Source organism: Streptomyces sp. NPDC012835 (genome assembly GCF_042900885.1).
GTDB lineage: Bacteria > Actinomycetota > Actinomycetes > Streptomycetales > Streptomycetaceae > Streptomyces.
The window spans coordinates 1,101,290-1,123,552 of the sequence record NZ_JBIBBW010000003.1 but is presented as its reverse complement, the minus strand read 5'-3'; the positions used below and the strand labels follow the sequence as shown (position 1 = coordinate 1,123,552).

The window sequence follows — 22,263 nt, the reverse complement described above, 5'->3', positions numbered from 1 at the left end:
CACATCCGCCGGCGCTGGCGCATCCGGGAAGTCCGGGAAGCCCGGGACCTCGCCGGTGTCGGTCCGTCGTGCCGTGACGATGCGGGGAGCGGCCGCGGACCCGGGCGGCGCGCTGGCCCCCGGCGGCGCTCTGACGCCGGGCGGCGGACGGCCCGGCCGTACGAACACGTCGTCCACCGCCGCCACCAGGGACGCGGCCGCCGGCCCGGTGAGTCCGGCGAGCAAGGGGCCGGACAGCGACGGGCCGGAGAACAAGGGCCCGGAGAAGAAGGACCCGGAGAACAAGACTCCGGACAGCAAGACGCCGGACAGCAAGGACGCTCCGAAGAAGGCCACGGAGCGCACGAGCGCCGACGAGACCACCGCCGCCGCGAGAGGCACGAGCACCGCCATCGGCGCCCCGAAGGCGTCAGCCTCCGCACCGGCGGTAGGAACGAAGGCGGCCGACAGGGCGGCGACCAAGGCGGCGGCTGAGGCGGCGGCCAAGGACAAGGCCGCATCGGCCCCGTCCGCCTCCTCCACACCGAACTCCCCGGCCACCTCCGCCGTCGTCGCTTCGTCCGCGTCCGCCGCGTCCGTCGCTTCTCCCGCCTCCTCCGCGTCCCCCTCGGCCCCGACCGCCGTGCTGGCGACCGTCAGCACCGCCGGCGCGGCGCCGGACGCGGCCGTGGCGTTGGCAGCGGCGGGCAGCGGTGGCGCGGGCGCGAACACCCACGCGGGCGACGAACCGCCCGGCAGCCGCCCCAAGAAGCCGATGCTGGCGGCGGCGGCGATCGTCGGAGCGATACTGATCGCGGTCCCGTTCCTCGTGGCCGGGCAGGACGACCGCGAGCCCGAGCGGACCCGGACGCAGAACGCGGCCGGCACGGTCCTGGACACCGAGCGCTCCGCCGTTCCGGACACCTACACGAGCGAGTCCCCGACTCCTTCCGTCAAGCCGAGCAAAGAGGTGAAGGAGAAGGAGAAGGAGAAGCCGGTCGTCCCGCAGGTCCAGCAGCAGACGCTCGCGCCGTCGCCCAGCGCGTCCGAGACGACCGAACCCGACAAGCCCAAGAAGGAAAAGAAGGTCAAGGTCAAGGAGCTGACCGCGGCCGAGAAACTCCGCCAGTGGGCCAACGGCCGTTCCGGCGTGCAGAACACCGTGATCAAGAACGCGGCCACCGGCCAGTGCGTGGACATCGGCGGCTACGGCAAGGGCAAGCCCACCGAGCCCGTCAACCAGTACCCGTGCAACAACACGACCGCCGACAACCAGCTGTGGAACCTGGACATCGTGGACAAGGACGGCGGCCCCCAGAACGCCCCCCTCTTCCTGATCCGCAACAGCAAGGACGGCTTCTGCCTGGACGTGGGCTACTACAACGCGCGGCCGGCGGGCTCGAAGGTCAGCGAGTTCCACTGCAACGCGGTGGGCGACAACCAGCTCTGGTGGCTCGACCCGCGCGGAGACGGAACGAACTGGATCCGTAACGCGGTCAGCAACGACCTCTGCCTGCGCCCGACGGGCGGCGACAACGCGGGCAACGACGCCCGACTCGAAATAGCCGAGTGCGGCTTCGGCGACCGCTGGATCGTCTAACGACAAGCCGGCACCCCGACGTCCCCGCCTCCAGGTGCACGCACCTGGAGGCGGGGACGTTCTGACTCCAGCCCCGCCCGCAGCCCACACGGCGGCGGGCGGCTGAGCGGCATCACGTCGTGGGGCGACTTGGCGCCACGGCGAGATGTCGGGGTCCTCTCTTCGTCCACTTTCTCGCACCCCCGCGGGCGCGAGGCCGACCGTCGGCCCGCCGGGCACCGAGCGACCGACCGAGGAACACCCCCGCAAGCGCGGGGCCGACCACCCACAGGCCCATGACGCCGGCGAGGGACAGGGAACACCCCCGCGAGCGCGGGGCCGACGGCGGCACCCGCGTCATCACCCAGAGAATTCAGGGAACACCCCCGCGAGCGCGGGGCCGACCCGGCGGAGGCGGCCGACCCACTGGCCCTCGTGGGAACACCCCCGCGAGCGCGGGGCCGACCCGTTCGCGCAGCGGGTAGAACCCGAAGAAGGCGGAACACCCCCGCGAGCGCGGGGCCGACTTCTGCGACCAGGCGTAGACGTCCATCATGGTCGGAACACCCCCGCAGGCGCGGGGCCGACGCGGCGTCGATTGGGGCCAGTACGCCCCCGCGGGGAACACCCCCGCAGGCGCGGGGCCGACCCGCTGCGGCAGGCCATCGCGCCACCGGTCACAGGAACATCCCCGCGGGCGCAGGGCCGACACTCGCTGACCTGGGCTTTTATCTGCGGTCAGCCTTGATTTCATTCAGTGGGATCGGGAAGAGACGTTGGTCGGGGCTCTGCCGACAGGCGGCCGGAAGGAACAATCTGGTTCCCCCTCACACGTTGTCAGCGCTGGCATGCAAGTCGTCCCATCACCTTACTGAATTGCCGGGAGTTGGCTTTGGTTACCTGGCTGGGCTGAGGCCGGGATGGGGCCATGCGGACAGTGCGGCTGGATCTGCGGGCGCTCGTCGTGGTGGCGGACGGGATCGCCGGCTACGTGGCCGGGCTGTGGGGATGCTCGCGGTGGGTCGGAGGGAGCGAAGGGGCAGATCCCTCCGTGGGAAGGCACGACGTGCCGTCCCGAGGGAGCCAGTTGTGCTCCTGGCGCCTTCCCGTGCCGCACAGCCGCACAGCCGTGCGGCACGGGCCGCACGCAAAACACCCCCCTGACTGCGTTTCCGCAGATCAGGAGGGTGTGAGAGCGGTAGCGGAGGGATTTGAACCCTCGGTGAGTTTCCCCACACTCGCTTTCGAGGCGAGCTCCTTCGGCCGCTCGGACACGCTACCGAGAGAGAGCTTAGCCCAAGGTGGGCCGTGGTTTGAAATCGGTTGGCGACGGCCGTCGCGCGGGCGGGGCGGTGGTGGGGTGGAAGCGGGGCAGAAGCGGGGTGGAAGGGGAGTGGGGTGGTGCGTCAGCGGGTGCGGAAGAAGGTCGTCAGCAGGGCGGAGCACTCGTCGGCGAGCACTCCGTGGATCACTTCGGGGCGGTGGTTGAGGCGGCGGTCGCGCATGACGTCCCAGAGGGAGCCGGCCGCGCCGGCCTTCTCGTCCAGGGCGCCGAAGACCACGCGGTCCACGCGGGACTGGACGAGGGCGCCGGCGCACATCGTGCACGGTTCCAGGGTGACCACCAGGGTGCAGCCCGTGAGGCGCCACTCGCCGAGCTTCTCGGCAGCGCGGCGGATGGCGAGGACCTCGGCGTGGGCGGTGGGGTCGCCGGTGGCCTCGCGTTCGTTGTGGGCCGAGGCGAGGACCGTTCCGTCCGGGGACAGCACGACGGCGCCGACCGGTACGTCACCTGTTCCGCCCGCCTTCGCGGCCTGGTCCAGGGCAAGGCGCATGGACGCCCGCCATGGTTCACGTACCGGGTCGGGCGCGGGTTCGGGCGCGGGGTCGGGCCGGGGCGTCACTGGGGCCTCTCGTTCGGATCCGGCCGGATCAGGGAGCGCCCGCCGCGAGGCGCGGCGCCTCGGCGGACAGGCCCTGCCCGATCCGGACGCACGACCCTAACGGACGGTCTCCAGCACCTCGGAGGCGCCCAGGGCCTCCGCGATCTCGGCCATCGCGTCGGACTCCAGAGCCAGCAGGTCTGCCTCGGAGAGTCCGAGATCGGCGAGGATGCCACGGTCCCCGACCGGTCCCGCGGGCGCCGCCTCGCCGTCCGTCACGCTGGCGTCGTCGTCGCTGTCGTCGTCGTAGGTGTCGCCCCGTTCGTCCGGTTCGCCGTCCTCCGTACCGTCGAGGTCCAGGGCGTCCAGGTCGTCGGCGGGGTCGTCGTCGTCCCCGCCGAGCAGTTCGTCAATGAGGATCTCCCCGTACGAGGAGCGGGCGGCCGAGGCCGCGTCGGAGACGTAGATCCGGGGGTCCTCCTCACCCTCCACGCGGAGGATGCCGAACCAGGAGTCCTCCTGCTCGATGAAGACGAGAACCGTTTCCTCGTCCACCGAGGCTTCGCGGGCCAGGTCGGTCAGGTCCGACAAGGTCTCCACGTCGTCGAGATCTGTATCGCTCGCTTCCCATCCGTCTTCGGTGCGCGCGAGCAGTGCGGCGAAGTACACCGTGACTCTCCCACTGGTCGAGGTGTGACGATTCAGAGATGTAGAGATGTGATGTGACGATTCCGCGGGTACGGGACGGTGCTCCGCCCCGCCCAATCGGCATCGTGGCAGAAACGAGCGCTTCGCGAGAGGTCTTCCGCCGTTGCGTCGTCGGGGCATTTTATTAGGCCCCTGTTCGGCCCTCGTGGCGAGAGGGGTACGAGGCCCCGGTTACCGGTGGGCCGCTCACCAGCGGAAGGTACGCATCCGCATCTGCTGGCGCATCCGCGCGGCCCGGGCGCGGCGCGGCTTGACCCGCTCGCGCAGCTCCCGAGCCTCGTGCAGCTCCCGCAGGAACTGCGCGCGCCGCCGCCGGCGCGCCGCCTCGCTCTCGCGGGTCGCCTCGCTCTCGCACGCCGCCACCTCGCACCCGGGGGCCGCGTCGCTCTCGTACGTCGTCCCGCTCTCGCACGTCTTATGACCGCTCGCGTACGTCGTCCCGCTCGCGGGGGTGGCTCCGGTCTCCGGTTCCGCTCCGGGGCCCGGCTCCTGGGGCCGTACCCGCTCCTGACCTCGGCCCGGCTCCTGACCTCGGCCCCGGTCCAGGCCCTGGCCTCGGCCTTGGTCCCGTCCTCGGTCCCGCCTCTGCTCGTCCACGTTCTTCATCGGCGCCTCACCATCTCAGGAGACTCCCCCTCCGCCTTCCCCGCCATCCGCTCCTGATGCCGGCCACCGCATGAACAGCTGGTGGCAGCGCGTGCAGCCTTGGCCCCCGGTTACTGTGGACGCCATGCGGATTCATGTCGTCGACCACCCGCTGGTGGCGCACAAACTCACCACGCTGCGCGATCGGCGCACCGACTCTCCGACCTTCCGGCGCCTCGCCGACGAGCTGGTCACCCTGCTCGCGTACGAGGCCACCCGGGACGTACGGACCGAACAGGTCGACATCCAGACCCCCGTGCAGGGCACGACGGGGGTGAAGCTCTCCCACCCGCGCCCGCTGGTGGTCCCGATCCTCCGGGCCGGCCTGGGCATGCTGGACGGCATGGTGCGGCTGCTGCCCACCGCCGAGGTGGGCTTCCTGGGGATGATCCGTAACGAGGAGACCCTCCAGGCGTCCACGTACGCGACCCGGATGCCCGAGGACCTCTCGGGGCGTCAGGTGTACGTCGTCGATCCCATGCTGGCGACCGGTGGCACGCTGGTCGCGGCGATCCGCGAGCTGATCAAGCGCGGCGCGGACGATGTGACCGCCGTCGTGCTGCTCGCTGCGCCCGAGGGCGTCGAGGTGATGGAGCGTGAGCTGGCGGGCACCCCGGTGACCGTCGTCACGGCGGCGGTGGACGAGCGGCTCAACGAGAGCGGCTACATCGTTCCGGGGCTGGGTGACGCGGGCGACCGTATGTACGGAACGGCCGAATAGGCCGACGCGGGACGGGCGGCCCGGCGCCGGGCCGCCCCGGTCGGCGCGCTGTCGGCGTTCGTCCGCGTACGGGACCGAGCGGCGCCCGGTCGGTCAGCGCTGGGCCGTCCGGTGCCGGGTGTCCCCGCACGCCGGCGACGGCTTCGCGGGCGCGCTGAGGATGGCCAGCGCCTGATCGGCCTCCTTCTGCACGTTCAGCGCCTTGAAGGCCGTACCGATGATCAGATCGACATCCTTGGACTTACGGGTGTCGGTCTTCGGCGTGGCCCCCTTCAGCTGGGTGCCGAGGACGGTCAGCGAGCTGTCCGAGGCGGTCGGGGCGCCCAGCAGGATTCCGGAGCCGGGGACCTTCTTGTCGTAGGTCTCCGGCGCGTTGCCCACCTTGCCGATGACGAAGCCGCGTTTCTCCAGCTCGTCGGCGGTGGACTTGGCCAGGCCGCTGCGTGTCGTCGCGTTGTAGACGTTGACGGTGATCTGGCCGGGCCTGGGCAGCGCCTTCACGGGGGTCGCCGGGGAGGGCGAGGCGGACGACGGCTCGCAGCCGGGCTCGCGGTTCGTGGCCGTCGTGCTCTTTCCGCCGTCGCCCGAGAAGACGTCGATGAGCTGCGTCGTTCCCCAGCCCGCCAGGCCGAGCGCGGCGACGGCGGTGGCAGCCGCGAGCACGATCCTGCGGCGATTGCGGGGGCGGCGCATCCTCGGGTACTTGGAACCCGTGACGCGGTATTTTCCGCCCATGCCGGGGGGAGTCAGCATGCTCATGGCCCGAGCGTAGTGCGCCCCGGTGATGATTCCTACTAAATGATCAACCGGTCGGGTGGTCCTTGACCGTATTGGGCCCGAAAGGCGTAGCGGTTCGCGTCGCCCGGTTGCGCGGGCCGACGACCGGCCCTATGGCCCCGAGGCCGCAGGTCCGGGATCGCTCGGTCCGGGGTCTGTCCGGCCGGGTTCAGCCGGCCAGTCGGCAGCCCGGCAGCCCATCAGCCCAGATCCAGTTCCAGCACGCGCGCGTGCAGCACCTGACGCTGCTGGAGCGCGGCGCGGACGGCGCGGTGCAGGCCGTCCTCCAGGTAGAGGTCGCCCTGCCACTTCACGACGTGTGCGAACAGGTCGCCGTAGAAGGTGGAGTCCTCGGCGAGCAGTGTCTCCAGGTCCAGCTGACCCTTCGTCGTCACCAATTGATCGAGGCGGACCGGGCGGGGCGCGACATCCGCCCACTGCCGGGTGGATTCCCGGCCGTGGTCGGGATACGGCCGCCCGTTACCGATGCGCTTGAAGATCACACGGAAAGCCTACCGGGCGAGCGGCTACGGGCGCAGCAGTGGAGCCGGAGAGTGCCGCAGAGTACCGGCGGGTAGAAGGTGCATTACGGGATAAAGGGTGCGGATGAGGCGACCGGTTCCGTCACCACGGCCGCCCGGCTCGCGGTGAGGGGGCGCGGTGCCGGTGCCGGTGCCGGGTACAGCGAGCGGGGGCGGGGCCGGGGCGCGGGCGGGGGCGTGGGCGCGGGGGCCTGGGCGTCGGGCGTGGGCGCTCCTACGCCACCGGCGTGTGGCCCTCGGCGGGCGCGGCGGTGACCGCAGGGCCCGCCGGTACGGCCGGTCCCACGGGTGACCGCGGCGCCGTCCGGGTGGCCGGGAGCTTCAGCGCGTGGAGATCGTGGGCGTAGGTGCCCACGGCGTGAGCGATGACGTCGATGTTGACGTCGAACGCCGCCATGCTGATGTTGGAGAGGTCGTCACAGGCCGCGTGGTAGCACCGGTCGTACGCCACCCCCGGCTCGCCGCCGTACCGCTGGGCCTGGGCCTCGGTCTTGACGCCCTCGGCTCCGGTGAAGGTGCCGCCCGCCGGGATGCCGACCGCGATGAACGGGCCGTAGTCGGAACGGCCGTCGAAGGCGGCACCCTCGTGCGGGATTCCCCTGCCGTCGAGGAAGTCGTTGATGTGGTGCTCCAGTTGGGCGGAGCCCGCCGGGCCCGGCCGCGCGCCCTCGCTGTCCGAACCGTCGCCGTCGTAGACGAGCTGGGCGGGGTTGGGGCTGGCGATCATGTCGAAGTTCAGGTAGAGCGCGATATCGGAACGCTGCTCGTCCGTCAGCCCGTTGACGTAGTTCTCGGAGCCGAGCAGGCCCAGCTCCTCCGCCGACCACCAGGCGAAGCGCACCTTGTTCGCGGGCCGCTCGTGCGTCCTGGCGAGCTTGAGGGCGACTTCGAGCAGTCCGGCCGAGCCCGAGCCGTTGTCGTTGATGCCGGGGCCCTCGCCGACCGAGTCGAGGTGGGCGCCGAGCATGACCGTACGGTCGGACCTGCCGCCCCTCGTCTCCGCGACCACATTGCGCGTCGGGCGCCGCTCCTGTGACTGGCGGATCTCGAAGCCGACCGTGACCGGTCCCTTCGCGGCCTCGGCGACGAGCGCCCGGCCGTCCTCCTGGCTCAGGGCGCCGGTCGGTACGACACCGGCGGCGGGGTCGCCGAGGGTGCCGCCGAGCGGGCCGGGGACGTTGTTGTAGATGAGCGCGCCGACCGCGCCCGCCGCGCCCGCCTCCCGCTGTTTCTCGGCGAAGGCGCAGCCGCCGCGCAGGATGAGCGCGATCCGGCCGGTGTACTCACCGGAGGCGTAGTCGGCCGCCTCGCACCCCGTGGTCGCGTCCACCGGGACGGCGGCGATATCGGCCGTGACACCGCCCTCCGGGGTGGACGTGGTGTACGACATCGCGGAGATCGCGATGTCGCGCGGTGTCGGGGAGGTCACCGCGAGCTTCTCGGCGAGCGTCTCGATGTGGGTGAAGTCGAAGGTCCGGTACGAGACCCGGTAACCGGCCTTTTCGAGGAGGTCGTGGACGTACGAGGCGCTCCGCTCGTGGCCCGGTGTGCCCGCGGCGCGGTTGCCGTCGCTCGCCTCGGCGATGGCCTGGAACTGGCGGAGGTGCCGGTGGGCGCTCTCGGCGGACGAGTCGCGGACCAGCTCCCTCGCGAGCCTCGCAGCGTCCCTCGCCGCGTCCTTGGCCGCGTCCCCGGCCGCCTCCTGTGCCGGGTCGTGCGAGCGTGCGGTGGCCGGTGAGGGGGTGAGGGTCGGGGCGGTGGCGGCGGCCGGGGCGGTGGCGGAGAGCAGCAGGGGAGCGGCGAGCGCGGTCGCGGCGGCAACTGCCGCGATCCTGCGGGATGGTGCGATCACAAGGGTCCTCTCGATGCGAACGAATGTGAGCGGAGTTCCGGAAAGCCGGCTACCGGCGCGCCGCACAGGGGTGTTCGGCGGGGCGCGCGCCCCGGTCGGGTCTCGGTCGGGTCTCGGTCGGCTCTCGTTCGTCCTCCGTCGTGCCTCGGTACGAGCGTTCGAGGGCCTCGGGGATCTCGGGGCCTCGGGGATCTCGGGGCCTCGGGGGCCTCGGGGCCTCGGGGGCTTCGGGGCTCCCGGGGTTCGGGCGCTCAGTCCTTCTCCGCCCGCGCCGCCTTCTCCGCCCGCGCGGCCTTCGCCGCGCGCTTCGTCTCCTGCTTGAACGCCCGCACCCTGGCCAGCGATTCGGGTCCGGTGATGTCGGCCGCCGAGCGGTACGCCCCCTCGTCCCCGTACGCGCCCGCCGCCTTGCGCCAGCCCTCCGGGCGTACCCCGAACTGCTTGCCGAGCAACGCCAGGAAGATCTGCGACTTCTGCCGGCCGAAGCCGGGCAGCTCACCCAGCCGGTCGCGCACCTCGGCGCCGGTGGCCGCGTCGCGCCAGATGGCGGTGGGGTCGCCGTCGTAGTGCTCGACCAGGTACTGGCAGAGCTGTTGCACGCGCTTGGCCATGGAGCCCGGGTAGCGGTGTACGGCGGGCTTGCGGGTGAACAGCTCCGCGAACGCGTCCGGGTCGTGGCCGGCGATCTCGTGGGCGTCCAGGTCGTCGCGGCCCATGCGTTCGGCCAGCGTCCAGGGCCCGCTGAAGGCCCACTCCATCGGGACCTGCTGATCCAGCAGCATGCCGACGAGTGCGGCCAGCGGACTGCGGCCGAGCAGGGCGTCGGCCTCGGGCTGTTGGGCGAGATGGATGGTGGCGCTCATCGCACGATGATCACCCGGTCCCGGCCGTCGGGCGCGAAGCCACGCGCAATCTGTCCTTTCATATGACTTTTATGTGGTCCGGATGGGGGATGTCGGGGAAGGGTAGGGCGCAGTCCAAAGGACGTCTTCCCGGAACGACCCCGGGACCTTCGGGAAAGGCCGCTCGCCCGTGACACAGCCCTTTGAACTGCCGGATTTCTACCTGGCCTATCCGGCTCGGCTCAACCCACACCTGGAGGAGGCCAGGGAGCACTCCAAGCGGTGGGCCAGGGACATGGGGATGCTGGAGGGATCGGGGGTCTGGGAGGAGTCCGACCTCGACGCCCACGACTACGCGCTGCTCTGCGCCTACACCCACCCCGACTGCGACGGTCCCGCGCTGTCGCTGGTCACCGACTGGTACGTGTGGGTGTTCTTCTTCGACGACCACTTCCTGGAGGTCTACAAGAAGCCGCAGGACCGGGAGGGCGGCAAGGCGTATCTCGAACGGCTCGCCGCCTTCATGCCGATGGACCTGTCCGCCGGCTTCCCCGAGCCGACCAACCCGGTCGAGGCCGGACTCGCCGACCTGTGGGCGCGTACGGTCCCGAGCATGTCCCTGGGCTGGCGCAAGCGGTTCGCGGAGTCCACGGAGAATCTGCTCAACGAGTCCGACTGGGAACTGGCCAACATCAACGCCGAGCGCGTGTCCAACCCCGTCGAGTACATCGAGATGCGCCGCAAGGTCGGCGGTGCGCCGTGGTCGGCCGGGCTCATCGAGTACGCGGCGGGCGCGGAGGTCCCGGCTTCCCTCGCGGACTCCAGGCCGCTGCGGGTGCTGAAGGAGACGTTCTCGGACGCCGTCCACCTGCGCAACGACCTGTTCTCGTACCAGCGGGAGATCGAGGAGGAGGGCGAGCTGAGCAACGGCGTGCTCGTCCTGGAGACCTTCCTCGGCTGTACGACCCAGCAGGCGGCCGACGCCGTCAACGACCTGCTCACCTCCCGTATCCACCAGTTCGAGAACACCGCCCTCACCGAGCTGGGCCCCCTCTTCGCGGAGAAGGGCACCGACCCGCAGGGCGCCGCCGACACCCTCGCCTATGTGAAGGGGCTCCAGGACTGGCAGTCCGGCGGCCACGAGTGGCACATGCGTTCCAGCCGCTACATGAACGGCGCCGGGGACGGGCCGGGCGGAGGCGGCGCGCTGTTCTCCATGACGCCCGTCGGGCTCGGCACCTCGGCCTCCGACCTGGTGCGGTCCATCGGCGTGGGCGCGCCCGCGCGGGCGCGCAGCCACAGCCACATCCCGTTCCAGCGGGTCGGCCCCTCCCGGCTGCCCGACTTCGAGATGCCGTTCGCGCTGAAGCTCAGCCCCCATCTGGACCACTCGCGGGAACACGTCGCCGAGTGGGCCCACCGCATGGGCATCCTGGAGGCCCAGCCGGGCCTGCCCGGCTCCGACGTCTGGGACGAGGAGCGGCTGCGCCGGATCGATCTGCCGCTCTGCTCCGCCGGCATCCATCCGGACGCCACCGCCGAGGGGCTCGACCTGACCTCCGACTGGCTGGCCTGGGGGACCTACGGGGACGACTACTTCCCGGTCGTGTACGGAAACGCCCGGGACCTGGCGGGCGCGACGGCGTGCAACGAGCGGCTCGCGCTGTTCATGCCGCTGGACGACGTCACCGCGACGCCCCCGCCGGCCACCGGGCTGGAGCGCGGGCTGGCCGACCTGTGGGCACGTACGGCGGGCCCGATGGACCCGGAAGGCCGGCGTACATTCCGCAAGTCCGTCGAGGACATGACGGCCAGCTGGCTGTGGGAGCTGGCCAACCAGGCGCAGAATCGTATCCCCGATCCGGTCGACTACATCGAGATGCGCCGCCGGACCTTCGGCTCCGACATGACGATGAGTCTGTCCCGGCTGAGCCACGGCCGGCAGGTGCCGCCCGAGATCTACCGGGCCGGCCCGATGCGGTCCCTGGAGAACGCGGCGCAGGACTACGCCTGTCTGCTCAACGACGTCTTCTCGTACCAGAAGGAGATCGAGTTCGAGGGCGAGGTGCACAACGGGCTGCTCGTCGTGCAGAACTTCTTCGACTGCGACTATCCGACGGCCCTGCGGATCATCGACGACCTGATGAAGTCGCGCATGCGCCAGTTCCAGCATGTCGCCGCCAATGAACTGCCCGTGCTGTACGACGACTTCGACCTCGACCCGGACGCGCGCGCGGCGCTGGACGGCTATGTGGGGGAGCTGGAGAACTGGCTCTCCGGCATCCTCAACTGGCACCACGGCTGCAAGCGTTACAAGGAGGCCGAGCTGCTGGAGGACCGCGCCGGGATCACCCGCTGGCTGCCGCCGGTCCCCACCGGCCTCGGCACCTCGGCGGCCCGGCCGCGACTGCCCGGGTGGCGGCCGACCCGTACTCAGGAGCGGGCGGTACCTCATATGGCGTCGTAACCCGCGGACGGGTCACGGCGTTTGGCATCCGGTCGATGTGATGTTCACCGGACGGGGGGCCGTGGGTTGGAGAGCGGAGAGGCGCTGTACGGGCGGGCGGGGGCGGTACCGCCCGCCCGGTCGGCCGTCCTGAAGGCGGTCGCGGGCTGGGTGCCGGGAGAGCCGGTGCGCAACGACGCGCTGCCCACCGGCTGGGGGGTGGACGACGCGTGGGTGCGCTCCCGCACCGGCATCGGGAGCCGGCACCGGGCGGGCGCCGGGGTGTCGACGGGGGATCTGGCGTACGAGGCGGCGCGCCGGCTGATCGGACCGGCGGACGACAGCCGTACGGCCGGAGGCGGCGCTGCGGCCCGCGGCGGGGCGGCCGGGGCCGGGCGGACCGGGGCAGCTGGAGCCGGTGGTGCTAACGGCGGGGGCGGTGGAGCCGACGGGCGCGCCGGCCTCGACGCGGGGGGCGGGGGCGGCGCGCCCGGCGGGGTCCCCACGGTCCTGGGCGGACCCGGCCGGGACCGCCGCACGGAGCCGGCCGCGCGCGCCGGCACGCGTTCGGTGGTCGACGCCGTCGTGCTGGCCACGGCCACGCCCGATCACCCCTGCCCCGCCACGGCGCCCGCGCTGGCCGCGCGCCTGGGCCTCGGGCAGGTGCCCGCTTTCGACATCGGCGCGGTGTGCAGCGGGTTCGTCTACGGCCTGGCGGTCTGCCAGGGCCTGATCGTCTCCGGGCTGTACGACCGGGTGCTGCTGGTCGGCGCCGACGCGTACTCGACCTGGCTGGACCCGGGGGACCGCTCCACCGGCGTGGTGTTCGGCGACGGCGCGGGGGCCGCGCTCATCGGCGCGGGCGGCCCCGGCGATCCGGGCGAGCTGCTCGCCTTCGACCTGGGCAGCGACGGTACGGGCTACGGCCTGGTGACCGTGGAGGGCGGCGGATCGCGGGCGCGGTCGCTGCCGGGACCGGCGGCCGAGGGCGACCAGTACTTCCGGATGAGCGGCCAGACCGTTTATCAGCACGCCGTTGAGCGAATGACCGGTTCATGCCGCTCCCTGCTGCGCACGGTCGGCTGGCACGCCGACCAAGTCGATCACTTCGTCCCGCACCAGGCCAACGGCCGGATTCTGCGCTCCGTCGCCGACCGGCTGGGGATCGGCGAGGAGCGCTGCGTCATCCATCTCGACCGCGTGGGCAACACGGGCGCGGCCTCTCTCCCGCTGGCGCTGGCGGACGGAGCGGCGCGCGAGCGGTTCCGCGCGGGCGACCGGATGCTGCTGACCGCCTTCGGCGGCGGCCTGACCTGGGGTACGGCGGCGCTGCGCTGGCCGGAGACGTGGCCGGAGGCGTGAGGGCGGCCCCGGGGGCTCGGGTGGACTCGACGGATGGGAACGGAAGGGATGAGGATTCATGACGCGGACGGCTGAACGGGGGCGCGGTCAGCGCGGGTGCCGCGGTGGAGCGGTGGAGGTCGCGGTGACCGGCCTCGGGGTGGTCACGCCCGCCGGGGCCGACGAGCGGACGTTCTGGGCGGGGCTGTGCGCCGGGCGCTCGGTGGCCAGGCGGCAACCGGAACTGGCGGGTATGCCGGTCGACTTCGCCTGCTCGGTCGACGGCCCGGCACCGGACCGGGGCGCGCACGGGGGCGCGGGCGGGGGGTCGGCCGACGGTACGGGATCGGGTTCGGGTTCCGCCTCGGGTACGGGGCCGGGTACGCGTACAGATACGGGGCCGGGTACGGGTACGCGACGGTGTACGAACGGCGGTACGGACCGGGGTTCGGCCTCGGACACGGGGCCGGGCCCGGCCGGCGGTACGGGGCCGGGCCCGGCCACGGGTGCGGGACCGGGTGTCGGACCGGGTACGGCCTGCGGCTCGGGCGAGGATGTGCCGCCCCGGCCGGGGATCGACATCGACGCCGCCGTGGGCGGGCGTTCGGTGTGGCGGATGGCGCGTTTCGTGAAGCTGGCGCTGATCGCCGCGCGGCAGGCGGTGGCCGACGCCGGACTCGACCCGGTGACCTGGGAGTCGGGCCGGGTGGGCGTGGTGCTCGGGGTGGGGGTCGGCGGGGTCTCCGTACTCTCCGACAATGTGCTGCGGCTGCGGGACCAGGGCCCGGAGGTCGTCTCGCCGCTGCTGGTGCCGATGATGATCCCGAACGCGGCGGCCGGCGAGGTCGCGATCGCGCTGCGGGCCCAGGGACCGAGCCTCTCCCCTGCGACGGCCTGCGCTTCGGGGGCCACCGCGATCTCCCTGGCGCGGGATCTGCTGATCAGCGGACAGTGCGACGTCGTGGTGGCGGGCGGCGCCGAGTCGGTGCTGACGCCGCTGGTGGTGACGGCGTTCGCGCGGATGGGCGCGCTGTCGACCCGTGGCGGCGACCCGGCGGAGGCGTCGCGGCCGTTCGCGGCGGACCGGGACGGGTTCGTCATCGGGGAGGGCGCCGCGATGGTCGTGCTGGAGCGGGAGACGGACGCGCGCTCCCGGGGCCGGGTACCGCGCGCGCTGCTGACCGGCGCCGGCGCCAGCACGGACGCGTACCACCCGACGGCGCCCGAGCCGCACGGACGGGTGGCGCAGGCGGCGGTGGAGACGGCGCTGCGCCAGGCGGGCTGGACCCCGTGCGATGTCGAGCACGTCAACGCGCACGGCACCTCCACGCCGCTCAACGACGCCATGGAGGCCCGGCTGATCGAGCGGATCTTCCCGCACCGCCCGCCGGTCACGGCGCCGAAGGGGGTGCTGGGGCATACGCTCGCGGCGGCCGGGGCGATCGAGGCGGTGGCGACGGTGCTGACGCTGGAGCAGGGGGTCATTCCGCCGATCGCCAACCTGGACGCGCCCCCGGTCGAGTTCGACATGGACTGTGTGACGAAGGCGGCGCGGCCGCAGCCGGTGGAGACGGCGGTCAGCCACTCGTTCGGCTTCGGTGGACACAATGTCGCGCTGGCGTTCAGGAGGGCGTGACCGGGGGAGTGGCCGAGGGCGTGACCGGGTTTCGTCCGCTCGGGCGTGGCGGCGGCGGTCCGAGCGGGGCGAAGGCGCTGGGGGGCCTGGGGGCGTGTGGGGGGCGCGTTCGGGGAGGCGCGTGAGTGGCGTCATTGTGCGCCCGTCGAATGGATGTTTTGCGTCCTGACGGGTCAGAGAGTCGTTTCTTCGTGATCGCTTGATCGTTCTACTTCCGTGACCGTAATGATCAACAGCACTGCCGTGTCCCTCACCGTTCCGACGGAGGGGGCCGCGTCGGCGGATCCGGCCGTGGAACGGCTGATGTGCGTGCTGTTCGGTACGGACTTCGACCGGGAGCACGGGCCATGGCGGGCGACCGCCGCGTCGCGTCCGTTCCGGCGCAGGCAGGGCGGTACGGACGGGGAGCGGCTCGCGTGGGCGTATGAGCGGTTGCGCGCTGTCAACGACTCGCTCGCCGACCCGGCGGCCCTGGCGGGCGATCCGCGTGCGCTGGCGGCGCTGCACGAGTGGCTCGGCCCGATCGATCCGGCTTTCGTCACGGTCGCCGGTATCCACTACAACCTGTTCCTCGGCAGCCTGCTCGACCACGACTCCGCACCCGGCGCCGACTCCGCACCCGGCGCCGACGCGGTAGTTGACGCCGACGCGGGTCCGGGGAGCGGGCGGGACCTGCCGGTGGCGCGGGACCTGCCGCGCGGGCGTGACCTGACGGACTTCCTGGCGGCGCGCCGCGTCGGCACCTTCCTCTGCACGGAGGTGGCGCACGGCAACGACGCCGTCGCCGTGGAGACGACCGCGACCTACGACCGCGACCGGGACGGCTTCGTCCTGCGCACGCCGCACGCCGGGGCGCAGAAGTTCATGCCCAACACCAGCCCTGCGGGCGGCCCCAAGAGCGGAGTGGTCGCGGCCCGGCTGCTGGCGGACGGCGAGGACCACGGCGTCTTCCTGTTCCTGACCCCGCTCACCGACGCCGTGCGACCGCTGCCCGGAGTACGGGTGCGACGGCTGCCCGCGCGGTTCGGCAGCCCGGTGGACCACTGCCTGACGTCGTTCGACGGTGTCTTCGTCGGCCGGGACGCGCTGTTGGCGGGCGCGCAGGGCCTGCTCGGCGCGGACGGGGTCTTCCGCAGCGTGACCGCCAACCGCCGGCGGCGCCTGCTGCTCTCCATCGGCCGGGTCACCCCGGGCAAGCTCGCGATGAGCGCGAGCGCCGTCGGCTCGGCGCGGGTCGCGCTGGCGCTCGCCGTACGGTACGGGGGCCACCGGCTGATCTCCGGCCCCCGGGGCACCGGGCAGGTGCCGGTCTTCGCCCACCGCAGCCACCACGGCCCGCTGGTCGCGGCGTTGGCCACGGTCTTCGCGATGAGCCTGCTGCACCGTACGGCGCTCGACGCCTGGGAGTCGCGCGCGGACGGCGAGACGGAAGAGGCCGAACGGCTCGTCGCCGTCGCCAAGGGCTGGATCACCTGGCGGGCGCGCGAGGTCATCGTGGAGTGCCGGGAGCGGTGCGGGGCGCAGGGGCTGCTGGAGAACAACGGCATGGCCGAACTGCTGGCCGGTATCGAGGGCGCCATCACGGCGGAGGGCGACAACGTCGCGATCCACACGAAGGCGGCGGCCGAGATGATCTTCGAGGCCGTGCCCGCTGCGGAGGGCGCGTCGCCCTCCGTCCATGCCTCCGAGGCCGCGCCCCCGCCCGTTCCGGCCGGTTCTCCCGAGGAGCGCGAGCTGTCCGACCCGGCCTTCCTCGACGGGCTGATCGCCGCGATCGAGGAGCTGTGGCTGGCCCGCGCCCGCCACCGGATGAGCCGGGCGCCCAGGGGCGACGCCCTCGCCCGCTGGAACGCCGCGTCGGGCGCCGCGCTGCGGGCCGTGGAGGCGCACGCGTACGGGCGTGCGGCACAGGCGTACGCGGTGGCGGTGGACGGCCTCACCGGGCCCACCGGGACCACGGGGATCGCCCGGACCACCGGGATCGCCCGGACCACCGGGACCACCCGGACCACGGGGATCGCCCGGACCACGGGGATCGCCCGGACCACCCGGACCTTCGGGACCTCCGAGACCTTCGGGGGCGACGAGAGCGTGCCGCCCGCCGCGCTCATCGCGCTCTCCTCGCCCGCAGCCTCCACCGCCCCCGTCCTTTCCGTCGCGTCCGCCGCCGACCTGCTCCAGGCCCTGCGCAACCTGTTCGCACTCCGCTGGATCGACCGGAACAGCGGCGAACTACTGGCGGCCGGGCGGCTGGCGCCGAGACACGTCGGTGAACTGGCCGAGGCGGTCGAGACCCTGATCGAGCGGCTCGCCGCCCATGCCCCCACCCTGGTCAGCGCGTTCGCGCTGCCCGAGGAGGTGCTCGCGGACCGGCCGATCGCCGGGCCCGGGTACGCCGGGGCCTACGACGACCCGGACGGCGCGTGGCACCGCGGGGCCGGCTCCGGGCACGGGGCACCGGGCACCGGCTGACGGGTGGACGCGGGGGCACGACGCGGAACACGGCTCGGGACGGCGCGGGACACGACGCGCGTCCACCGGGCCACCTTCCGGCGCGCCGGTCCCCGTACCCCCTCGCGCGCACCCCGCGCACACACCGCGTACGACCACGTACCAGTCACTCGCCGCCCACGCATCGCCCGCGCGTCCCACCGGGGCGCGCTTCGGCGCGTGCCCGGTGCCCGGGCCCGCAGCCAACCACCCCCCTGCGAAAGGAACATGTCATGAACCGTATCCACCCGAAGATCACCGAGGTGCTCACCGAGACCTTCAAGGTCCCGGCGGCCGAGATCGTGCCCGAGGCGACGATGGACAGCCTGGAGATGGACTCCCTCGCGATCGCGGAACTCGCGGTCATCATCAGGGAGACGCTGGGCGTTCACACCGACTCCGGCACCCTCCTCAAGGGCGCCTCGCTGGCCGAGATCACCGCATACCTCGACGAGGCGGCTTTGGGGGTCGGACGATGAACGGCCCCGCGGTCGCCATCACCGGCCTCGGCATGATCACACCGGCCGGCCATGACACCGAATCCACCTGGGACGGGGTGTGCGCGGGGGTCTCGTACGCCCGTACCGTTCCCGAACTGGACGGCTGTCCGGTCGACTTCGCCTGTATGGTCGACGGCCTCGACCTCGACACCGCGATCGGCGGGCGTACCTCCTTCCGGATGGGCCGGTACGTGAAGCTCGCGCTCCTCGCGGCGCGCGAGGCGGTCGCCGACGCCGGGCTCGACCCCGGGACCTGGGACGGCACCCGGGTCGCCGTCGTGGTCGGGACCAGCAGCGGCGGCACGGCGGGCCTGACGGAACAGGCCGTGCTGCTCGACCGGCGCGGCCACGAGGCGACCTCGCCCTCGGCGATCCTGCTGACGATTCCCAACATGCCGGCGGCCGAGATCGCCATCGGCATGCGGGCCACCGGGCCCAGCCTGGCGCCCTGCACGGCCTGCTCCTCCGGGGTCACCGCGCTGCACGCCGCGCGCGACCTGCTCGCCACCGGGCAGTGCGACATCGCCGTGGCGGGGGCGACGGAATCGGTGGTCTACCCGGTCGCGATGGCCGGGTTCGCCCGGTCGGGCGCGGCGGCGCTGGCGGGTCCGGGAGAGGATCCCTCACTGCTGTCCCGGCCGTTCGCGCAGGACCGCTCGGGCATGGTCGTCGGGGAGGGCGCCGCGATCATGGTGCTGGAGCGGGAGAGCGACGCGCGGGCGCGGGGAGCAGCGCCACGGGCACTGCTCGCGGGCGCCGGTGCCACCACCGACGCTTACCACCCCACGAGCCCGCACCCCTCGGGCGCCGTGGCCCAGCGCGCGGTGGAGGCGGCCCTGCGGGACGCGGGCTGGAGCCCGTACGACGTCGATCACGTCAACGCCCACGGCACCTCCACCCAGCTCAACGACGCGACCGAGGCCGCGCTGATCAGCCGCGTCTTCCCGCACCGCCCCACGGTCACGGCGCCCAAGGGCGTGCTGGGGCACTGCATGGGGGCGGCGGGCGCGATCGAGGCGGGGCTGACCGTGCTCACCCTTCAGCACGGGGTCGTACCGCCCATCGCCAATCTGGACGCGCCGGCCATCGAGTTCGACATCGACTGCGTCACCAAGCAGCCGCTGCGCATGCGCACCGACCGGGCGGTCACCCACTCGTTCGGCTTCGGCGGGCACAACGCGGTCCTCGCCCTGGAGCGCGCCTGACGCCCATGCCCACCGGCCGGCGCTCACGGACGCACCGCCGTCCCCCGCTCACGACCACAACTCGTGCGGGGGGACGGCCCTTCGGCGCGCGGGCGCACCACACCCCCGGTGGCCGCCCACCCGCCCCGCCTCACCCTTCATCCCTGTCCACCCTCCCTCAACCCTCCGATCCGCACTTTCTCTTGGAGATCCACCCATGCACAGGCGTCTCTCGCTCCGAGGACGTACCGTCGTCATCACCGGCGCCGCCCGAGGTGTCGGCGAACAGCTGGCCCGTACCCTCTCCGCACGCGGTGCCCGGCTGGCGCTCGTCGGCCTGGAACGGTCCGAACTCGCGGATGTGACTCTCTCGTTGGCTGGTGACGCCGACTACTGGTACGCGGATGTCACGGACGCGGACGCGATGTCCCGTACGGCGCGTGCCATCGCGCGGCGCTTCGGCCGGGTCGACGCGGTCGTCGCCAACGCGGGCGTGGCGGCGGGCGGTCCCTTCCTCGGCTCGGACCCGGCGGCGTGGCGGCGGGTCGTCGAGGTCAACCTCGTCGGCGGGGCCAACACCGCCCGCGCCTTCCTGCCCGCCCTGCTCAACTCCCGTGGCTACTACCTCCAGATCGCCTCCCTGGCGGCGCTCGCGCCGACCCCGATGATGACGGCGTACTGCGCCTCGAAGGCAGGCGTCGAGGCGTTCGCGCACGCCCTCCAGGCGGAGGTCGCGCACCACGGGGTGCGGGTCGGCGTCGGCTATCTGAGCTGGACCGATACGGACATGGCGCGCGGCGCGGAGCGCGAGCCCATGCTGCGCGAGCTGCGCTCCCGGATGCCCTGGCCGGCCGCCCGTACGTACCCGCTGGCCCCGGCGGTCGACCGGATCGCGGACGGCATCGAACGCCGGGCCCGGCATGTCTACGCCCAACGCTGGCTGCGCGCTGCCCAGTTCGTACGCGGCGCACTCCCGGCGGCGGCGGCCCGCAACGCGCCCCACTACATGCCGGCCCTGGAGTGCCTGGCCCCGCCGCCCACGATCTCGACGACGCCCCTGGTCGGCGCGGGCGGTGAGGCGGACGCGGCGGCGCGCGCCGCCCACCATCCGTCCGTATGCCCGGAGCCCGTGACGACCCGCACGGGGGCGGCTCAGGTGGGTGTGAACTCGTAGCGCGGCTCGTACAGATGGCCCGCGCCGGCGCTCCGGTCGTGGCGGGAAGCGGCCGTCATCCGACCCTGATCTCGTAGCGGAGCTTCCGGCGGTGTGCGGGCATGGTCATGGTGTCGGCCTGGAGGGGACGGTCCCCGCTGTCCAGGGTGACCCGTGTCAGGCGGAACACCGGTTCGTCCGGGGCCGTGCACAGGACCTCGCGCTCCTCGGGCGTGGGGAGCCGGGCGCCGCGACCTCTCCGGCGCCGCCGATCCGCTGCCCGCCGCGCCGCCCCCGCGCGGCGAGTCGATCGGCCCGGGCGTCGGGATGGCCGGTGGTCCGCGGGGCAGGCAGGGCATGGAGCTGCTGATCCAGCGGTCGGGGTCCGCTGGGTGCCTGCTGCGTTGCCGAAGGTGTTGCCCGCGTGCGTTCGCGGCTTCACACCGTAGGTGAGCACCGCCGGCGCGCGAGGGGACTCGGCGGATCGGGCGCCGTACGTGATCCCGTACGCGTGGCCGCCTCCCGCGCGTACGCCTCCGCGCTGTGGACGAACATCGCGTGGAGGTCCTGGGCGGCCCGGGTCATCGTGGTGGAGAGCGGGCGCTGGATCACCATCAGGACGGCCGGGGTGTCGCCCGCGAGCGGCCGGTGGGTGATCAGGCCGGAGCGCTCCAAGGGGTCGCCGTTGACACTGAAGTCGGGCAGGACCGTGGCGCCCAGGCCCTCGGCGACCATCAGCTTGCCCATCTCCGCGCCGTCCGTGGAGTACGAGAAGGCCGGGCCCCGGCCCTCCAGCAGCCGGTGCACATAGCGGTGCATCACGTATCCGGAGCGCATCACGATGAGCGGCTCGCCCAGGAGATCCGTGACCGAGACCGTACGGAGGGCCGCGAGGCGGCTGTCGGAGCGTACGCACACCACCGGGTGGCCCCGCAGGAGTTCGGTGGTGTGGAAACCGGGCGGTTTGTCGTCGCCCTGGAGGTAGTTGACCAGCCCCAGATCGAGCCCGCCTTCCAGCAACGCCCGGTGTATGTCGGCCTGTTGGGCGCCCGTGACCTCGACCTGGGTCGCCGGGTGGGCGGAGCGGAACGCCCGGATGGTCGGTACGAGCAGCGGCACCGTCGCCGCGTTGACCGTACCCAGCCGGATCGTGCGGGTGGTGCGGTGCTGGTCGTCGGCCGCCTTGCGCAGGGTGTCGACGGCGTCGAGTACGCCGATGATGTGCGGCAGCAGTTCGCGCCCCGCCGCGCTGATCCTGGCCCCGGAGCGGCGCCGGTCCAGGATGTCCACGCCGAGTTCGCGCTCCAGATTGCGCACGGTCTCGCTCAGGGCGGGCTGGGACACATGCAGCGCCTCGGCCGCGCGGCGCAGGGACCCGAGCCTGGTCACGGCCGCGATGTATTCGAGCTGCTCTATTCGCATGCGCGTGATCGCCTTCCGGTCGTGTTCCATCGGCGGTGTCGTGGCGGTGCTCTTTCGGCGGTGCTCTCTGGCCGTGATCTTCGGTCGTGCTCTTTGCCTGTGGTCTTCGGCTGTGCCTTTTCCCGGTGAAAGGGAAACCCTATCACCGGGTCGAATATACCGAATCGACCCGGGAGCGGGCCCGGAGGTACGCTCATGGTTCATGGGCCTGTCGAATAGCCGGAAAGGCGGTGGCGCGGCGATGCGGGATCGGGTGAACGATCTTCGGGAACTCACCCGGCGGCGCCATGTCGACCTGGTCCGGGTCTCCAGCGCCCTGTGTCGGCCCTAAGGGCTGTCCGCGTACGGCGGCGTACGGGCTGGGGCGCGGTGAGCGCGGCGCGCACGCCGGGACGCCCGGGCGTCCCGGCCCGGTCCGCGACGCGGTTCCTTCAACCCGCCTTTCGCGTTTCGGGGCATCCGTCCCGGTAATCGGTCCGCCGTGCCGCGGCCTGTGTGCGCCACCGATTTAATGAATTGTTCACAATTCCCGATCGCCGGGTGACGGGTCTGTTTTTCTCTCC

The 22,263-nt window shown here is 72.7% G+C and carries 18 protein-coding genes and 1 tRNA gene; 10 read left to right on the top strand and 9 right to left on the bottom strand.

Annotated features, from left to right (window positions below; all coding sequences use genetic code 11):
• Positions 1–79: 79 nt before the first annotated feature.
• Positions 80–1,579: a ricin-type beta-trefoil lectin domain protein gene (locus ACFY6S_RS18195; protein ID WP_388818085.1), complete on the top strand. Its 1,500-nt coding sequence runs from the start codon at positions 80–82 to the stop codon at positions 1,577–1,579.
• A 1,175-nt stretch (positions 1,580–2,754) separates the two neighbouring features.
• On the opposite strand, the gene ACFY6S_RS18190 is transcribed toward ACFY6S_RS18195, so the two are convergent.
• From ACFY6S_RS18190 to ACFY6S_RS18175, 4 genes are all read right to left on the bottom strand, one after another.
• Positions 2,755–2,839: transfer RNA gene (locus tag ACFY6S_RS18190), tRNA-Ser, on the bottom strand.
• Between the two features lie 125 nt (positions 2,840–2,964).
• Entirely contained in the window at positions 2,965–3,393 is a 429-nt protein-coding gene (gene tadA / locus ACFY6S_RS18185; RefSeq protein WP_388817758.1) for a tRNA adenosine(34) deaminase TadA, read from the bottom strand.
• Positions 3,394–3,558: 165 nt separating this feature from the next.
• On the bottom strand, positions 3,559–4,110 hold the full coding sequence (locus ACFY6S_RS18180; RefSeq protein WP_388817755.1) for a hypothetical protein: 552 nt from the start codon (positions 4,108–4,110) through the stop codon (positions 3,559–3,561).
• A 225-nt stretch (positions 4,111–4,335) separates the two neighbouring features.
• Positions 4,336–4,755, bottom strand: coding sequence for a hypothetical protein (locus tag ACFY6S_RS18175; protein WP_388818094.1), 420 nt, complete (start codon positions 4,753–4,755; stop codon positions 4,336–4,338).
• A gap of 124 nt (positions 4,756–4,879) precedes the next feature.
• Here ACFY6S_RS18175 and upp point away from each other — a divergent pair, with 124 nt between their 5' ends.
• Complete coding sequence (gene upp, locus ACFY6S_RS18170) at positions 4,880–5,515, top strand: uracil phosphoribosyltransferase (RefSeq protein WP_388817753.1); 636 nt, start codon at positions 4,880–4,882, stop codon at positions 5,513–5,515.
• A 93-nt stretch (positions 5,516–5,608) separates the two neighbouring features.
• On the opposite strand, the gene ACFY6S_RS18165 is transcribed toward upp, so the two are convergent.
• The 4 genes from ACFY6S_RS18165 to ACFY6S_RS18150 form a co-directional block, all read right to left on the bottom strand.
• A complete protein-coding gene (locus ACFY6S_RS18165; RefSeq protein ID WP_388817750.1) occupies positions 5,609–6,274 on the bottom strand; it encodes a LytR C-terminal domain-containing protein in 666 nt (221 codons plus the stop codon).
• A gap of 218 nt (positions 6,275–6,492) precedes the next feature.
• Entirely contained in the window at positions 6,493–6,795 is a 303-nt protein-coding gene (locus ACFY6S_RS18160; RefSeq protein WP_023540426.1) for a type II toxin-antitoxin system VapB family antitoxin, read from the bottom strand.
• 253 nt (positions 6,796–7,048) lie between these two features.
• The gene (locus tag ACFY6S_RS18155) at positions 7,049–8,686 is read right to left on the bottom strand and encodes a M28 family metallopeptidase (RefSeq protein ID WP_388817747.1); all 1,638 of its coding nucleotides are present in this window, start codon (positions 8,684–8,686) and stop codon (positions 7,049–7,051) included.
• 251 nt (positions 8,687–8,937) lie between these two features.
• Positions 8,938–9,549, bottom strand: a complete 612-nt coding sequence (locus tag ACFY6S_RS18150) for an HhH-GPD-type base excision DNA repair protein (protein ID WP_388817745.1) — start codon at positions 9,547–9,549, stop codon at positions 8,938–8,940.
• A 169-nt stretch (positions 9,550–9,718) separates the two neighbouring features.
• On the opposite strand from ACFY6S_RS18150, the gene ACFY6S_RS18145 reads away from it, so the two are divergent.
• The 7 genes from ACFY6S_RS18145 to ACFY6S_RS18115 all read left to right on the top strand — a co-directional run bounded on the left by ACFY6S_RS18145 (position 9,719) and on the right by ACFY6S_RS18115 (position 20,299).
• Positions 9,719–11,995, top strand: a complete 2,277-nt coding sequence (locus ACFY6S_RS18145; RefSeq protein WP_388817742.1) for a family 2 encapsulin nanocompartment cargo protein terpene cyclase — start codon at positions 9,719–9,721, stop codon at positions 11,993–11,995.
• A gap of 66 nt (positions 11,996–12,061) precedes the next feature.
• Positions 12,062–13,336, top strand: coding sequence for a beta-ketoacyl-ACP synthase 3 (locus ACFY6S_RS18140; RefSeq protein ID WP_388817739.1), 1,275 nt, complete (start codon positions 12,062–12,064; stop codon positions 13,334–13,336).
• 124 nt (positions 13,337–13,460) lie between these two features.
• Positions 13,461–14,951 (top strand): beta-ketoacyl-[acyl-carrier-protein] synthase family protein, encoded by a 1,491-nt coding sequence (locus tag ACFY6S_RS18135; protein WP_388817736.1) that lies wholly within the window; start codon positions 13,461–13,463, stop codon positions 14,949–14,951.
• Positions 14,952–15,176: 225 nt separating this feature from the next.
• Positions 15,177–17,423 carry an acyl-CoA dehydrogenase gene (locus ACFY6S_RS18130; protein WP_388817733.1) on the top strand — a complete coding sequence of 749 codons (2,247 nt, stop codon included), beginning with the start codon at positions 15,177–15,179 and terminating at the stop codon, positions 17,421–17,423.
• A 251-nt stretch (positions 17,424–17,674) separates the two neighbouring features.
• Positions 17,675–17,920, top strand: a complete 246-nt coding sequence (locus ACFY6S_RS18125; RefSeq protein WP_388817730.1) for an acyl carrier protein — start codon at positions 17,675–17,677, stop codon at positions 17,918–17,920.
• The gene (locus ACFY6S_RS18120; RefSeq protein ID WP_388817727.1) at positions 17,917–19,146 is read left to right on the top strand and encodes a beta-ketoacyl-[acyl-carrier-protein] synthase family protein; all 1,230 of its coding nucleotides are present in this window, start codon (positions 17,917–17,919) and stop codon (positions 19,144–19,146) included. The genes ACFY6S_RS18125 and ACFY6S_RS18120 overlap by 4 nt, the downstream gene beginning before the upstream one ends.
• 196 nt (positions 19,147–19,342) lie before the next feature.
• On the top strand, positions 19,343–20,299 hold the full coding sequence (locus tag ACFY6S_RS18115; protein ID WP_388817724.1) for an SDR family oxidoreductase: 957 nt from the start codon (positions 19,343–19,345) through the stop codon (positions 20,297–20,299).
• 417 nt (positions 20,300–20,716) lie between these two features.
• Here ACFY6S_RS18115 and ACFY6S_RS18110 read toward each other — a convergent pair whose 3' ends face one another.
• Positions 20,717–21,700: a LysR family transcriptional regulator gene (locus ACFY6S_RS18110; protein WP_388817721.1), complete on the bottom strand. Its 984-nt coding sequence runs from the start codon at positions 21,698–21,700 to the stop codon at positions 20,717–20,719.
• Here ACFY6S_RS18110 and ACFY6S_RS18105 point away from each other — a divergent pair.
• Positions 21,675–22,031, top strand: coding sequence for a putative leader peptide (locus ACFY6S_RS18105; RefSeq protein WP_388817718.1), 357 nt, complete (start codon positions 21,675–21,677; stop codon positions 22,029–22,031). The genes ACFY6S_RS18110 and ACFY6S_RS18105 overlap by 26 nt on opposite strands.
• Positions 22,032–22,263 lie beyond the last annotated feature (232 nt).

Bases quoted from the DNA above. Each gene is read 5' to 3' on its own strand.
- ACFY6S_RS18195 (WP_388818085.1), top strand. From the start codon at position 80: ATGCGGGGAGCGGCCGCGGACCCGGGCGGCGCGCTGGCCCCCGGCGGC.
- tadA (WP_388817758.1), bottom strand. From the start codon at position 3,393: ATGCGCCTTGCCCTGGACCAGGCCGCGAAGGCGGGCGGAACAGGTGAC.
- ACFY6S_RS18175 (WP_388818094.1), bottom strand. From the start codon at position 4,755: ATGAAGAACGTGGACGAGCAGAGGCGGGACCGAGGACGGGACCAAGGC.
- upp (WP_388817753.1), top strand. From the start codon at position 4,880: ATGCGGATTCATGTCGTCGACCACCCGCTGGTGGCGCACAAACTCACC.
- ACFY6S_RS18165 (WP_388817750.1), bottom strand. From the start codon at position 6,274: ATGAGCATGCTGACTCCCCCCGGCATGGGCGGAAAATACCGCGTCACG.
- ACFY6S_RS18150 (WP_388817745.1), bottom strand. From the start codon at position 9,549: ATGAGCGCCACCATCCATCTCGCCCAACAGCCCGAGGCCGACGCCCTG.
- ACFY6S_RS18130 (WP_388817733.1), top strand. From the start codon at position 15,177: ATGATCAACAGCACTGCCGTGTCCCTCACCGTTCCGACGGAGGGGGCC.
- ACFY6S_RS18125 (WP_388817730.1), top strand. From the start codon at position 17,675: ATGAACCGTATCCACCCGAAGATCACCGAGGTGCTCACCGAGACCTTC.
- ACFY6S_RS18120 (WP_388817727.1), top strand. From the start codon at position 17,917: ATGAACGGCCCCGCGGTCGCCATCACCGGCCTCGGCATGATCACACCG.
- ACFY6S_RS18115 (WP_388817724.1), top strand. From the start codon at position 19,343: ATGCACAGGCGTCTCTCGCTCCGAGGACGTACCGTCGTCATCACCGGC.
- ACFY6S_RS18105 (WP_388817718.1), top strand. From the start codon at position 21,675: ATGTATTCGAGCTGCTCTATTCGCATGCGCGTGATCGCCTTCCGGTCG.
- ACFY6S_RS18110 (WP_388817721.1), bottom strand. From the start codon at position 21,700: ATGCGAATAGAGCAGCTCGAATACATCGCGGCCGTGACCAGGCTCGGG.